This is a genomic window from Sphingopyxis yananensis, assembly GCF_020687785.1.
Classification (GTDB): Bacteria; Pseudomonadota; Alphaproteobacteria; order Sphingomonadales; family Sphingomonadaceae; genus Sphingopyxis; species Sphingopyxis yananensis.
The window spans coordinates 71,417-86,021 of record NZ_JAJEWI010000006.1; the positions used below are offsets into that span (position 1 = coordinate 71,417).

Consider the following 14,605-nt stretch of genomic DNA (forward strand, 5'->3'; position numbering starts at 1 on the left):
GACCACCCCATGATGGTCCAGCCTATTTTTAGATGCGTTGCCATTGGCACGCAGGCACTCGTCCGATTACACGGCCGCTTTGCCTGCATCTTCGCTATCCGCCTCTGTGTCGCGCAGCGTATCCAGATGCATCATCTTTTTGATGAACGGCGCAACCAGAATGACGAACACGCCAAAAGCAACGGCCCACAAGCCAATGGTGCCATATACTTGCAGCACCAATTCCTTGCCCGCACCTTCGCCGCTGGCCTTTTCCGAACCTGTTGCAGCGGCAATCAAGCCGGCCACAAAATTGCCGGTGGCCGATGCAAAGAACCATGTACCCATGATCAGGCTGGCCATATGCGCGGGGGCCAAGCGGTTCATCGCGCTAAGACCCACAGGTGACAAGCAAAGCTCACCCGTTGTGTGGAACAAATAGATCAGGAAAATGAACAGCACAGGCGTCGCCGCGCCCATTCCCACAGCCTCTGCACCCCATTTCAGGACAAAGAAGCCCAGACCCAATTGCAGCATCGCCAAGCCGAATTTCACGGGTGTCGATGGTTCCAGCTTGTGACGGCCAAGCCACGTCCACAGCATGGCGAACAAGGGCGCCAATGTGACAATGTAAATGGCGTTGATCGACTGGAACACCGACGCTGGCACACTGCCACGGTCCACATAACGGTCCGTAAACAAGTTCAGCGACGAACCTGCTTGTTCAAACAAAGCCCAGAACAGGATTGAACCGATAATCAGGAACATGGCCGCAAAGATGCGATCACGGTCTTCGCGTGGCAATTTCACCACAGCCGTGAATATGACATAGGCCACCAAAATCGCGCCGCAGGTCCCCAGTAGAACACCCACAACCTGTTGATTTTGGACCAGCCACCAGCAGGCGACCACGGCCAACAAGCCCGTCAGATATAACAGCCATTCAAATTTCAGACCGAATTTACGCTCAGCCAGCACTTCGGGGTTTTCCGGTTCGCCGCGTCCCAGCAACAAAGGCTTGAACACAACAAAAACGATCAAGCCCAGCAACATGCCGACACCCGCCGCGCCAAAGCCATAGGCCCAGCCATAGCGTTCGCCCAAATAACCGCACAGCAAGGAACCCAACGCCGCACCCAGGTTAATACCCATATAGAAAATGGTATAAGCACCATCACGGCGAACGTCTGTGCGCGGATATAATTGGCCCACGATCACGGAAATATTGGCTTTCAAAAAGCCGCTACCAACAATGATAAAGGCCAGAGCCAACCAAAATAGATTCAAATGGCTGGAGGTTTGACCACCATCGCCTTCAAACCCCATCAAGAAATGCCCGACCGTTAGCAGTACTGCCCCATATAGCACGGCTTTGCGTTGCCCCAGCCAGCGGTCGGCCAAATAGCCACCCAGAACGGGGGTGATATATACCAGCGCCGTATAGCTGCCATAAATGACACCCGCTTCACCGTCCGAAAACAGCCAATGCTTGGTTAAATAGAAAATGAGCAGGGCGCGCATTCCATAATAGGAAAAACGTTCCCACATCTCTGCGAAAAACAGGACAAATAGCCCCTTTGGATGCCCCAAGATGGTGCCTGCGGCATCACCAGGCTGAGCATAGGCTTTGGTCATCGAGACCCTTCCCTCGAAATTGAACGTCCTCCCTCCATTACCGGAGGTTGATGATTTCAAATTAGCGACAAATTTCCGGAAAGAAAGAAAGTAATTGCGATGGAAACCATCAACATAGACTTCAATCCCTATTCTCATGTCCTTTTGCCGCTACCCAAGGCTTGCACGAAGCATCACCGCGCGCCACATGGATGACATGCTTAATGATTGCTCTTCACTGCTCGCCCATCTCAGTACGCGCCGCTCTGGCAAACCCCGCGACATGGTCGCCCCCGGCCCCAGCGAACAACAATTGCACAGCATGATCGAACAGGCCATGCGGTCCCCCGATCATGGCAAATTGGCACCGTGGCGATTTATCGAAATTGCGGCGGACCAACGCACAGCCTTTGCCAATATGCTGAAAAAAGCATGGATTGCCAGCAACCCCGGCGCCGCAAAGCTGGACCTGTCGGCGCTGGAACAATTTGCGGCGCAAGCCCCAGCATTGATTGTGTTACTGTCCACCCCCGTCCTGCCAAGCAAAATCCCCTTGTGGGAACAAAGCCTGTCGTCGGGCGCGGTGGCCATGAATTTGCTGCACGCCGCCCATGCCCACGGCTTTGTCGGCAGTTGGATTACCGGCTGGGCCGCTTTTGACCCCATGGTCACCGCCAGCTTGGGCGGAACAGAGAATGACCAAATTGCTGGCTTCTTCTTCTTTGGCACGCCCAGCCTTCCCCTCGAAGAGCGTCCAAGGCCGCAAGCGCTAGACAAACTTACCCGCTGGGCCCCACCAACATCGGATTGACAAGGTCCGGAAAAGGCCCTGTCACATCTGAATTCGGGCCTTTTTCCGTTATTTGACTGTTATGCTGTCTTATGGCATTAACTCGCCATGCTCGACCAATCCAAGCCCGTCTATCAGCGTCTGCGTGACGTCATCGCCAATGCGATTTTGGACGGGCAATTTGGGGACGGCGACATGCTACCGTCTGTTCGATCCTTGGCCGCAGAACAAGGCGTTAACCCGCTAACCGTAGCCAAAGCCTATCAAAGCTTTCAGGACGAAGGGTTGGTCATCGTCAAGCGCGGTGTTGGCATGTTCGTCTCCGACGGTGCAACCGCTCGTTTGCGCACCATGATGCGGGACGATTTTCTGACCAACATATGGCCCCCCGTCGCGGAACAAATGCGCCGCATTGGGCTGGACGCCCGCGCGCTGATTGACGCGGTGGACGCCTGAACATCGCTTCGCGGCGACCCTTCACCATAAAAAGCCGCCCATCCTATCTATGGTCGGTCTTGCCAAATCCCCGCATCCGATAGAAACCCTCTTCGGCCCATGGCCAGCCCACCGTCCCTTCAGCCCGCAGCAGAATGACCACAGGATATGACCCAACAGATTCAGCCCATCATCTTGTGCGGCGGCGCGGGTTCGCGCTTGTGGCCCGAATCACGGGGGCAGCGGGCCAAGCAATTTTTAAGGCTGGCGGGCGCGTCATCCTTGTTACAACAAAGCGTGTCGCGCATTTCCACGCCAGATTTTGCACCGCCGCTGATCATCTGCGGCCCCGACCATATCGCCCCCATCCACGATCAGCTACAAGGACAAGATTATCGGCTGTTGGTGGAACCCGCCGCACGGGGCACAGCGGCGGCCATTGCTTTGGCGACGGCTTATCATTTGCCCACCACCGACATGGCCACACCGCTGCCCATGGATTCCGCACAGGGCAGCAGCCCCTTGTTGTTGGTCATGCCCAGCGACCATATTATCACCGATATTCCAGCCTTTCACCGCGCGGTCACCGAGGCCGCCCCGCTGGCCCAGCAAGGCTGGATCGTGACCTTTGGCATCACCCCCCATGCGCCGGAAACCGGCTTTGGCTATATTGCGGCGGGCGAACCCATTGACGATGCGGGCTTTGCCGTCACACGCTTCATTGAAAAGCCGAGCCAGCGAAATGCCGAAGCAATGCTGGCGGCGGGCGGATATAGTTGGAACGCTGGCATTTTCCTGTTTCGCGCCGACCGTATGGCACAGGCCATGACCCAGCATTGCCCCGCCATTTATCAAGCGGCCCATGCGGCCCTGCATTCGGCCCAGCATGATCATGACGCCAAGCAAAATGTCATCTTGGCCGATGCCACCAGCTTTGCCGCCGCGCCCAGCAATAGCATCGACTATGCAGTGATGGAGCATGACCGACGCGTCGCCGTGGTGCCGGTCGATATGGGCTGGTCCGATATCGGCAATTGGTCCGCTGTCCACGCGCTGGCGGGCAAAGACGCCCATGATAACGCCGTCACTGGCCAAGCATGGCTGCACGCCAGCCACGGCAATTTGGTCCGTGCTGGCGGTAAGCGCGTCTCGCTGATCGGCATAGAGGGGCTGGCTGTGGTGGTGGACGGCGATGATATTTTAATCCTGCCCTTGGACCACAGCCAAGATGTGCGGCTGGCGGCCCAGCAGGATGCAAGCGGCGCCTAATCGCCCACAAAGTCAAAGGGGCTGACGCTGCGTTCGCCATCACGAATGCGAAGACCGCGCCCAAACGGCGGCAAAGATCGCTGCGCGCAATTCGGCCGCGTACAGCGCCGACACCCCAGCCCAATCTGCGCCGCCGGACTGCGCATCAAATCCAACCCCCGCGCGGCAACCAATGGCGCGGCCAATTTGGCCTCCACCCCAACACACACCGCAAAGCGTCCCTGCGCCCCGCCGCCCATCAAGCCCGATGCTTCCACCGCGCGGCTTTGGGTGAACCAGCGACTGCCATCTTCCAATTCGATCAATTCTGAGACCGTTTCCCCCACCCGCGCAAAGGATTCATGAATGGACCATAAGGGACAACGCGCCCCACCATCCACCAAGAGCGACTGGCTAGCCCCCAAATAACGTTTGCTGACTTGGCCAGCGCGATCGACCCGCAACAAGAAAAAGGGCAATCCCCGCGCCCCCACGCGCTGCAAGGTCGTCAAGCGGTGCGCGACCTGTTCAAAACTGGCCCCGAACCGGCGTTGCAGCAACAGCAAGTCATATCCGGTCGTGTCACACGCACGCAGAAAACGGCCATAGGGCATCATCAATGCCGCTGCGAAATATTGCACAATATGGCGTTCAAATAATTTGGCCGACGCATGATCGGCAAAGCCTGCACTGGCCACCAAGGCGTGAATATCGGCCTTTACCTCTATTTGCGCCAAGGCCGCTGCGGCTTGAAAGGTCCGCGATGCGGGTTGCAGCAACTCGTTCAACATCAACTGGCGTGCGTGCCAATCCAGCCAGCGCAACCGATCAGGCATGACATCCACCGGCAAAATGCGGATACCCAATTGGTGGCGCGTGCGCAGCCGTTCTGCGATCGTGCCATACAAGTCCCCGCCCGCCAAACGCAGTTCATCGGCCAGTTCCTCGGCTTTTTGGTCCAGATCGGCAAAATGATTGCGCCAATTCTCTATGGCGCGCCGCGCCGCCTCTACCTCTGGCGCTTCATTGGACGCAGCAGTGGGCGTTACCTCGTCCGCCGAATCGAACAATCGGGCAAAGGCCGCCGCCGTCGCGGGTGCTACATGCAGCCATTCTTCGACATCTTCGGGCCTTATGCCTAAATCTGCAAAGCGCGGCTCGGCCAATCGGCGGCGCAGGCCCGCTGCCCCGCCCCTTATTTCCTCCGCCGCCAAGGCTGCGGGGTCAAAGCCAAAACGCTCAGCCAGCCGGATGATGACGGTGGCGGAGATCGGTCGCTGTCCATGCTCTATCAAGTTCAAATAGCTGGCAGAAATATCTAACGCCTCGGCCATAGCCGCTTGCGTCAGGCCAGCGGCACGCCGTGTTTTGCGCACCGCCGCGCCTGCGAAAATCTTGCGGTCAGCCATAATATTGTAAATTCCTTTACATATTTACACGCAAATATGCACTCAAAGCGGAATTTTCACAAGATTTATTGACAAAGATTTTCATATTTAGCCGAAAGATCGGCACAACAGGCTCATCACTCGCCAGCCAGACATGCGGCGTGACTTATTTAAGGATGACCATCATGAGCTATTCGGACGATATGGCGCAAGCCGGCAACATCATTCGCGACCAAGACGGTCGCTGGGACGCCATCGCGGCTGAAAATGTTGCCCGTATGCGCGCCCAGAATAAGTTCAAAACTGGCCTCGACATTGCTCGCTACACCGCCCGCATCATGCGCGCTGACATGGCCGCTTATGACGCAGACCCTGCAAATTACACCCAGTCGCTGGGCTGCTGGCACGGCTTTATCGCCCAGCAAAAAATGATCTCGATCAAAAAACATTTCGGCACCACCAAGGGCCGCTATATTTACCTGTCGGGCTGGATGATCGCCGCCCTCCGCAGCGAATTTGGCCCCCTGCCCGACCAATCGATGCATGAAAAGACCTGCGTTCCTGCCTTGATCGAAGAAATCTACACCTTCCTGCGTCAGGCGGACGCCCGCGAATTGGGCGGCCTGTTCCGTGACCTCGACGCTGCCCGCGAAGCTGGCGACGATGTCAAAGCCAAGCAAATTCAGCATGCCATCGACAATCATGAAACCCATGTTGTTCCCATTATCGCCGACATTGACGCTGGCTTTGGCAACGCAGAGGCCACCTATTTGCTGGCGAAAAAGATGATCGAAGCTGGGGCTTGCGCGCTGCAAATCGAAAATCAGGTGTCGGACGAAAAGCAATGCGGTCACCAAGACGGCAAGGTTACCGTTCCGCACGAAGATTTCCTGCAGAAAATCCGTGCCTTGCGCTACGCCTTTATGGAAATGGGCGTCGAAGACGGCGTGATTGTCGCCCGCACCGACAGCCTGGGCGCTGGCCTGACCAAGCAGATCGCCTTCACCCGCGAACCCGGCGATTTGGGCGACCAATATAATGCGTTCTTGGACTGCGAAGAAGTCACCGGCGCTGGCAACCCTGGCGACGTGCTGATCAACCGCGACGGCAAATTGCTGCGTCCCAAGCGCCTGCCATCGAACCTGTTCCAATTCCGTTCGGGAACGGGCGAAGACCGCTGCGTGCTGGACTGCATCACCAGCCTGCAAAATGGTGCCGACCTGCTGTGGATCGAAACCGAAAAGCCGCATATCGAACAAATTGCTGGCATGGTGGACCGCATCCGCGAAGTCATCCCCAATGCCAAGCTGGCCTATAACAACTCGCCCAGCTTTAACTGGACGCTGAACTTCCGCCAGCAAGTGTTCGACGCATGGCAAGCCGAGGGCAAGGACGTCTCCGCCTATGATCGCGCCAAGCTGATGAGCGTGGATTATGATGGCACTGATCTGTCGAACGAAGCCGACACGCGCATTCAAAACTTCCAGCGCGACTCTGCCAAGCGGGCCGGTATCTTCCACCACCTGATCACGCTGCCGACCTATCACACCGCCGCTTTGTCGACCGACAATTTGGCCAAGGAATATTTCGGCGAGCAAGGCATGCTCGGCTATGTTGGCGGCGTCCAGCGCAAGGAAATCCGCCAAGGCATCGCTTGCGTGAAGCACCAAAACATGTCGGGCAGCGACATTGGCGATGACCATAAAGAATATTTCGCTGGTGAAGCCGCTTTGAAGGCAGCAGGCAAAGACAATACGATGAACCAATTTGCTGCTTAATTTGATTTGAAGCCGATGCGGACCCGCATCCCATTGGCTTCATGACCATCTTTCCTGGGGAGGAAAGCTTACCCGTCGGACCTGACATCAGGTTCGGCGGGTATTTTCTTGTGAAAATTCATCGACTTGATTTCCACGCCTCCCCGTTGATACAAAAGGATATAATTTCGGCGCGTCTAGGATTTTTTCAAACAAAAGAACGGCTTCCCATCCGCCGCGCTTGATAAAATATGCCTATCATGCTTAATGACAGGCTTCACAACCTTAACAGCGAAAATTCATGACCGATACCCGCATGACCATGATGGAAGCCATCGCCCGTCGGCGCCGTGTTACGGCCCGCTACAATGGCACCATGTTGGACCTCGCCCCGCATTTAATGTTCGAACGCCATGGCGATTTGTTTATCAGCGCACTGAACATCAACAAAAAATGGCGGTCGGACGAAGAACCACGCTTGGGCAATTTCAAGCTGATCGGTTTGGACGCTGCCGAGGTCTTGGACGAAGAGTTTGAACCGATCCCGTCCTTTACGCCGACCCCGCCGCATGACGACGCTATTTTGGTTTTGGCCGTCTAAAACCACCGAATTTCAACGGCTGCGACACAGGCGATATTTGTCACCTGCGCTATCCGCGCCGCACGACAGACATAAGAAAGCCCGCCATGCGACCTTGCATGGCGGGCTTTTATCGTCATGGTGCCGGACGTTTAGCCTTTTGGTTCAACCAACCCGTCCGCATCATCTTCGCCAATGGGGTGCAATGGCTCGCCCTTGGTTTTCATCAACGACCAAATCACACCGCCCGCAATCAAACCAAAGGTCACCGCGAGGCTGATGACTGGCGGGAATTTGCCGCCGCCCATCACAAAGTCCGCGATAAAGATCTTGGACCCGATGAACACCAGCACCAATGCCAGCGCATATTTCAGATAATGGAAACGATGCACCATCGCCGCCAAAGCGAAATATAGCGCACGCAAACCCAAAATCGCCATAATATTGGACGTATAAACAATGAAGCTGTCGGTGGTGATCGCCAAAATGGCGGGCACGCTGTCGACAGCGAACACCAAGTCCGCCAAGTTAATAACGATCAGCGCCAACAACAAAGGCGTCGCGGCATTGACCATTTTGCCCGTTTTTTCGTTGGGCACTTTGACCAAGAATTTTTCGCCATGCAGGTCCGCCGTCACCGGAATATGGTTGGATAGCCACCGCACAAAGGGGTTGCCCTTGACGTCCATCGGCTTGTCATCGGTGAACAGCATCTTGATGCCGGTGAAAATCAGGAAGGCCGCGAACAAATATAATATCCACGCCTGACCGCTGACCAACGCCACGCCGCCTGCAATCATCAAGCCGCGCAGGATGATGACCGCCAAAATACCCCATAACAAGGCACGATATTGATATTTGGGCGGAATAGCAAAAGCCGTGAAAATCAATGATATGACAAAGATATTGTCAATCGACAGGGCCTTTTCGATGAAATAGCCCGTATAATATTCCACACCGGCTTGGCTGCCCTTTTGCAGCCAAATCCACGCACCAAAAGCCATGGCGATGCCAATATAGAAAACGGAAAGCTTCAAACTTTCCGCAACGCCCATTTCCTTATTTTCCTTGTGCAAAAAGCCAAGGTCAAAGGCCGTCAAGGCAATCACGATGGCCAGAAACACCAGCCAAAACCAGACTGGCGTCCCCAGCCAATCCATCGATAAAAATTCCATCATATTATCCGATCATTGCGCCCATATCAGACAGGGGGTCTCGCGAAATTTCATGCGATTTCGCACGTCAGGCCGTTTTCAACCGCTGCGCCAGCAGCACCTTCAGGCGCGCGCGCAAATGTTCATTCAGCCGGACGAGGCGCAAAAGCCGCATCTGACTGACAGAATATCGCGACTGACGCTTGAGTTCCCGTTGAATGCGGCTTTTCCACATCGTTAAGAAAAAAATACGACTATCTAAGGACATACCGCCTCCTGTTGAGCTTGCTCAAAACAGGTGATCCGGTGAAAAACGGCGAAATTCGCTCAATCAGGCCGTCGTGCATCGGTATCACCCGATGCGGTCCGACATCACGGGACGGATAAATCCGCCGACGTCAGAGGGGCCCGGCCCGCACTAGGCGTCATTACCCCCCTCGCGACAAAAAATCAAGAAGGCAGATTAGTGACCTAGAAACACTGTAAAATTCAGTGCCTTGCTGGCCACGCATGGGGCATCGATGCGGTGACCATGGTTTGCATATGGGTCCACGACAGCAGACACTCGGTTCATCGACATGGACAACGACCGTGCGCCATAATGCTGGCGTCGAAACGCCCCTAGGCTGGCTGCGGTCCTGTTACCGGTCGGGGATTAACTCCACCACATCCAGCAAGGACTCATAGGCTGGTTGCGGAATCACCAGACGCCAACGCTGGTCGCCAATACGCTCAATCACCCCCCCAATGTCGCGCATCCGGTCGCTGCCATAAGGGACGGCCGTTTGTTCATCACCCAGCGCCAATGTGCCCAAAAACACTTCCCGATTATGCTCATCAGCAAAAACGCGGCCCGATGGTCGCTGCGATCCGGTGATTTTCATCAGCAATTTTCCATTGCTATCATCCACCACTTGGCATCGGAACCATGCATATTGCACATAGGACAAGCCCGTGCGGCCCTTCGATCCCAATTTTGTGGTCCGGCACCGATAATTGCCAGCCACCAATCGCACATCATTCAACGCCGCAGTGGGTTTGAACAATATAGGATCTGCATCCAATTGCGCTCCATATCCCTTGGCCCGCGCATCGCTTAGGGCGTTTTGCCATGCGCTATACCAATTGCGGATGCGCTGCTTGTCCTGATCGGTTGCAATCGCGCGCCACACTTCGGCATCCGGCACTTTCTTGGCTGTCGATGCCGGCATATTTTCTGGGGCGTTATCCGATGTCGGCAAATGCACCACTGGCGTCGGATCGCTGGCGGACGCAGGCTCCGGTCCTTTGTGGCAGGCAGTCAGACTTGTGGCGACAAGCAATGCCGATACCATCACGGACCGCATCAGATAACCTCCATAAAAACTTAGCCTTAACCCTTATCGCCGCGCCCGACGCTACTCAAGCAGCATCCGAACATGACGCTATATAAAAGCCAATGTAAACAAAATTGGTTCCCTCACATCGCTGTCCATCCGCCATCCACGCTCAGATTGGCACCGGTGATGCTGGCGGCCTCATCACGCGTCAGGAACAGCGCCAAAGCCGCGACCTGATCGACCGTCACAAATTTCTTGGTCGGCTGGCCCGCCAACAGCACTTTGTCGATCACATCCTCCCGCGACATATGGCGGGCCTTCATCGTGTCGGGAATTTGGTTTTCCACCAATGGCGTCCACACATAACCGGGGCTGATGCAATTCACCGTCACCCCATGCTGCGCCGTTTCCAAAGCCGCTGTCTTACTCAGCCCCACCAATCCATGTTTTGCCGCGACATAAGCCGCCTTGAACGGCGATGCGACAAGGCTGTGCGCCGACGCGGTGCTGATAATCCGCCCCCAACCCTTGGCCTTCATTGGGGGGATGGCATGATGCATGGCATGAAAGGCGGCGGACAGGTTCAGCGCCATTATATTATCCCATTTATCAGTGGGAAATTCATCGATCGGCGCGACATATTGCATACCGGCATTGTTCACCAAAATATCCACGCCGCCAGCATCCGCCTCGGCGCGGGCGAACATATCCGCGATGGCGGCAGGATCTGTCAGGTCAGACGGATCATAAAAGGCGGGATGACTACGGGTTTCGGCAAGGCCCCGTCTTTCATGTTCAATGGCGTCAGCATCGCCAAAACCATTTAAAATCACACTAGCCCCTGCCCCCGCCAAGGCCTTGGCAATCGCCAACCCGATGCCAGAGGTTGAGCCTGTGACCAACGCCGTTTTTCCATTCAAATGCATCATATGCTTTGTCCTTTTCGCCGCAATTTCACCCCTTGCCCAACATGATGACAGTGACATGAATTTCCCGCCCAGAGAACCGCGATATTCACTGCTCTGCATGCCGTCTTGTTGCCGCTCCGCCCGTCCCAAAGTTTCCATGGGAACCAAGCCGCTTTCTTTCCGTCTTTTCCTCTGCCACTAGAAATGGCAATAAATGGGCAAGATAGCGCAGTTTCAGCGTGACGGCGGAGGTCGAGATGCGGCTTGATGATTATAATCCCGGCGATGACATTCGCGATCTGGGGCGCGGTGGCGGCGGCGGATTTGGCGGCGGCGGTATTGGCGGCTTGCTCTTTTCCCTATTGCCTATGCTGCTGGGCCGCAAATTGGGCTGCGGCACCATTGTCATTTTGGGCGTGTTGGCGCTGGTCTTTTTCGGCGGCGGCGGCGGGCTGATGCAGTTGGGCGGCAGCGGCACCAGCAACCCCATGGCCGACAGCCAGCGCGCATCATCCGGCGTGGCCTGTGATACCGCCGAAGAGCGTTTCGCCTGCAATGTATTCGGCTCCACCCATCAAGTGTGGGGTCAATTGATCAGCAATTATCAAAAGCCGACGCTGAATTTTTATACCGAGCAAAATAGCTCGGGCTGCGGCGCGGCCCAAGCGGCGATGGGACCATTTTATTGCCCCGCTGACCAAGGCATTTATCTGGACACCAGCTTTTTTCGCGAATTGGAAACCCGCTTTGCTGCCGCCGGTGACGCAGCGCAGGCCTATGTCGTGGCCCATGAAGTCGGCCACCATATTCAAACCATCAGCGGCATTTCCAACAAAGTACGTCAGGCACAGGCCCGTGCATCCGAAGCCGAAGGCAATCAGTTGCAGGTCCGCATGGAACTACAGGCCGATTGCTATGCCGGTGTATGGGCCGCTTTGGCCCGTAACCGCGCTGGTCAGTCGGTATTGGAACCGGGCGATATGGAAGAAGCGATGCGCGCGGCCAATGCCATTGGCGACGATACGCTGATGAAAGCCGCAGGCCGCCGTCCCGTACCCGAAAGCTTTACCCATGGCACCAGCGAACAACGGATGCGCTGGCTGCGGCGCGGCATGGACAGCGGCGACCCGCGTCAATGCGACGCCTTTGCCGCTAACAGCCTGTAATATAAGCCGTGGGGCCCTGACTATCTGGTCAGCGCCCCACGCTCCTCACCCAGTTCTCTGTCCACCGATCGCTTGGTCGCACCGCATTGACGTGAACTGCAATCCACAAACTCAAGATTTCCTTCGACGAACGACCGACTCCCTCTTGCGTCGGCCTTGCCAAATCGGCACAAATAATCTCATGCGAAACCAAATTTTGACCAGCGCCTTTGCGCTTGCCGCCGCCTTATCCGGTACCGCCTTGTCCACCACCGCTACGGCCCGCCCGATGACGGCGGCTGATCTCGCCACGTTGAACCGCGTGGCAGCGCCCACGGCGTCGGCGGATGGGCGCTATATCGTCTATCAAATGACCGAAACCAAGGCCGACAGCTATGACCGCTCGACCGGCCTGTGGATCGTCGACCGCAAGGCGAAAAATGCGGCCCCTACCCGCCTGACCCCCGCTGGCACCAGCGCCAACAGCCCAGCCTTTGGCGCGGACGGCCAGATTTACTATCTATCATCCGGTCAAATCTGGCGCATTGCCCCCACCGGCGGCAACGCCGCACAGGTCAGCAAAACCACCGCCGACATCAGCGGATTCAAAATCTCGCCTGACGGCCGCCGTGTGCTGATTTGGGGTGATATCCCCATGGAATGCAATGATTTTGGCTGTGATGTACAAGATAAGGGCGAGGCGACTGGCCCCGGCACGGGCCGCCACTATAAGGATGGCGTCGGCTTTGTTCGCCATTGGGATAGTTGGGAAACTCCCGGTACGCACAGCCGCCTTTTCGTGCTGAATTTGGAAAATGGCACGGCCAGCACCGCCCGTCCGATTGCCGCTGGTCTGGTCGGTGACAGCCCGTCCAAACCCTTTGGCGGCGGGGAAGAATTGGCATGGGGCCCCGACAGCCGCACCGTCTATTTCACCCTGCGCAAAGCGGACCGTGATGAACCAACATCCACCAACCTCGATGTCTACCGTGCCTTGGTCGATGCCCGCATGGCACCGGTCAATTTGACGGCCGAAAATCAGGCCACCGACACCCTGCCCACCCCATCACCCAATGGCAAATATCTGGCCTATGCCGCCATGACCCGCGCCGGATATGAAGCAGATCGTCAGGTGCTGATGCTGCGCAATGTCGAAAGCGGCGAAACCCGCAAATTAACCGATGCGTGGGACCGTTCCGTGGCCTCTATCGCTTGGGACGCAGACGGAAAATCGCTGCTCGTCACCGCGCAAGATGTGCTCGACCATCCGATGTTCCGCGTCGATGTTGCGACGGGCCATGTCACCAAATTGCGCGCAACCACCGAAAAATTTGAAGGCAATATTGGCGATGTCACGCCGCTGGATGATGGCAGCATCCTTTATTCGCGCAACAGCGCCTCGGTCCCCACCGATTTCTGGCTGCGCGATGCCAAGGGTAAAATCACCCGTCTGACGGACGTCAACCAAGCCCAAATGGCACAGATCGACCCCGTATCGGTGGAACGCCTGCAATTTGCGGGGGCCAATGGCGACATGGTGTGGGGCCAAATCGTCAAACCCGCCAAGGCCAGCGGCAAATTGCCCGTCGCTTTCTTGGTCCATGGCGGCCCACAGGGCAGCTTTGGCGATAGCTGGTCCACCCGCTGGAATCCGCGTTTATTCTCGGCCCCCGGCTATGCAGCGGTCAGTATCGATTTCCACGGTTCGACCGGCTATGGCCAAGCCTTTACCGACAGCATCAACAAGGATTGGGGCGGAAAACCGCTGCAAGACCTCAAGCTCGGCCTTGCGGCGGCGGGCAAGCAAGACACCCAGATTGACGTCAGCAATGCCTGCGCGTTGGGCGGCAGCTATGGCGGCTATATGATGAACTGGATCGCAGGTCAGTGGAACGATGGCTTCAAATGCCTCGTCAACCATGCTGGCGTATTTGACCTACGCTCCATGGCCTTTGAAACCGAAGAAACATGGTTCGACGAATGGGAAAATGGCGGCCCCTGGTGGGACCGCACGGACGCCGAAAAATGGAACCCCGTTAACCATGTGAAAAATTGGAAAACCCCGATGCTGGTGATCCACGGCGAAAAGGATTTCCGCATTCCCTATACCCAAGGCTTGGCGGCTTTTCATGCGCTGCAACGCCAAGGTGTAAAGGGTGAATTGCTGATGTTCCCCGACGAAAATCACTGGATCTTAAAGGGTAAGAACAGCGTTCAATGGTATGGAGCGGTGTTCAACTGGATGGGTGAACATCTGAAAAAATAAACCTATTTATCGCAGAAGGGGG

General features: G+C 56.3%; 13 protein-coding genes. 7 read left to right on the plus strand and 6 right to left on the minus strand.

Annotated elements, in window-relative coordinates:
• Positions 1 to 66: 66 nt before the first annotated feature.
• Entirely contained in the window at positions 67 to 1,614 is a 1,548-nt protein-coding gene (locus tag LKO31_RS07540) for a peptide MFS transporter (RefSeq protein WP_227689683.1), read from the minus strand.
• A gap of 196 nt (positions 1,615 to 1,810) precedes the next feature.
• Here LKO31_RS07540 and LKO31_RS07545 point away from each other — a divergent pair, with 196 nt between their 5' ends.
• The 3 genes from LKO31_RS07545 (at position 1,811) to LKO31_RS07555 (ending at position 4,087) form a co-directional block, all read left to right on the plus strand.
• A complete protein-coding gene (locus LKO31_RS07545; RefSeq protein WP_227689737.1) occupies positions 1,811 to 2,404 on the plus strand; it encodes a nitroreductase family protein in 594 nt (197 codons plus the stop codon).
• 87 nt (positions 2,405 to 2,491) lie between these two features.
• Positions 2,492 to 2,839: a GntR family transcriptional regulator gene (locus tag LKO31_RS07550; protein ID WP_227689684.1), complete on the plus strand. Its 348-nt coding sequence runs from the start codon at positions 2,492 to 2,494 to the stop codon at positions 2,837 to 2,839.
• 147 nt (positions 2,840 to 2,986) lie between these two features.
• Entirely contained in the window at positions 2,987 to 4,087 is a 1,101-nt protein-coding gene (locus LKO31_RS07555; RefSeq protein WP_227689685.1) for a mannose-1-phosphate guanylyltransferase, read from the plus strand.
• Here LKO31_RS07555 and LKO31_RS07560 read toward each other — a convergent pair.
• Positions 4,084 to 5,475 carry a helix-turn-helix domain-containing protein gene (locus LKO31_RS07560; protein WP_227689686.1) on the minus strand — a complete coding sequence of 464 codons (1,392 nt, stop codon included), beginning with the start codon at positions 5,473 to 5,475 and terminating at the stop codon, positions 4,084 to 4,086. The two genes, LKO31_RS07555 and LKO31_RS07560, sit on opposite strands and share 4 nt — an antisense overlap.
• Before the next feature lie 164 nt (positions 5,476 to 5,639).
• Between LKO31_RS07560 and LKO31_RS07565 the strand changes: the two genes are divergently transcribed.
• Together LKO31_RS07565 and LKO31_RS07570 are read left to right on the plus strand one after the other, a co-directional pair.
• Positions 5,640 to 7,232, plus strand: coding sequence for an isocitrate lyase (locus LKO31_RS07565; RefSeq protein WP_227689687.1), 1,593 nt, complete (start codon positions 5,640 to 5,642; stop codon positions 7,230 to 7,232).
• A gap of 280 nt (positions 7,233 to 7,512) precedes the next feature.
• Positions 7,513 to 7,812 (plus strand): WYL domain-containing protein, encoded by a 300-nt coding sequence (locus LKO31_RS07570; protein ID WP_227689688.1) that lies wholly within the window; start codon positions 7,513 to 7,515, stop codon positions 7,810 to 7,812.
• Between the two features lie 131 nt (positions 7,813 to 7,943).
• Here LKO31_RS07570 and LKO31_RS07575 read toward each other — a convergent pair whose 3' ends face one another.
• From LKO31_RS07575 to LKO31_RS07590, 4 genes are all read right to left on the minus strand, one after another.
• Positions 7,944 to 8,966 (minus strand): TerC family protein, encoded by a 1,023-nt coding sequence (locus tag LKO31_RS07575; protein ID WP_227689738.1) that lies wholly within the window; start codon positions 8,964 to 8,966, stop codon positions 7,944 to 7,946.
• A 67-nt stretch (positions 8,967 to 9,033) separates the two neighbouring features.
• Positions 9,034 to 9,213 carry a hypothetical protein gene (locus tag LKO31_RS07580; protein ID WP_227689689.1) on the minus strand — a complete coding sequence of 60 codons (180 nt, stop codon included), beginning with the start codon at positions 9,211 to 9,213 and terminating at the stop codon, positions 9,034 to 9,036.
• Between the two features lie 373 nt (positions 9,214 to 9,586).
• On the minus strand, positions 9,587 to 10,291 hold the full coding sequence (locus tag LKO31_RS07585) for a DUF4893 domain-containing protein (RefSeq protein WP_227689690.1): 705 nt from the start codon (positions 10,289 to 10,291) through the stop codon (positions 9,587 to 9,589).
• Between the two features lie 113 nt (positions 10,292 to 10,404).
• Positions 10,405 to 11,190, minus strand: coding sequence for a 3-hydroxybutyrate dehydrogenase (locus tag LKO31_RS07590; RefSeq protein ID WP_227689739.1), 786 nt, complete (start codon positions 11,188 to 11,190; stop codon positions 10,405 to 10,407).
• Between the two features lie 239 nt (positions 11,191 to 11,429).
• Here LKO31_RS07590 and ypfJ point away from each other — a divergent pair, with 239 nt between their 5' ends.
• Together ypfJ and LKO31_RS07600 are read left to right on the plus strand one after the other, a co-directional pair.
• On the plus strand, positions 11,430 to 12,338 hold the full coding sequence (ypfJ, locus tag LKO31_RS07595) for a KPN_02809 family neutral zinc metallopeptidase (protein ID WP_227689691.1): 909 nt from the start codon (positions 11,430 to 11,432) through the stop codon (positions 12,336 to 12,338).
• Between the two features lie 181 nt (positions 12,339 to 12,519).
• The gene (locus LKO31_RS07600; protein WP_227689692.1) at positions 12,520 to 14,583 is read left to right on the plus strand and encodes an alpha/beta hydrolase family protein; all 2,064 of its coding nucleotides are present in this window, start codon (positions 12,520 to 12,522) and stop codon (positions 14,581 to 14,583) included.
• Positions 14,584 to 14,605: the final 22 nt, after the last annotated feature.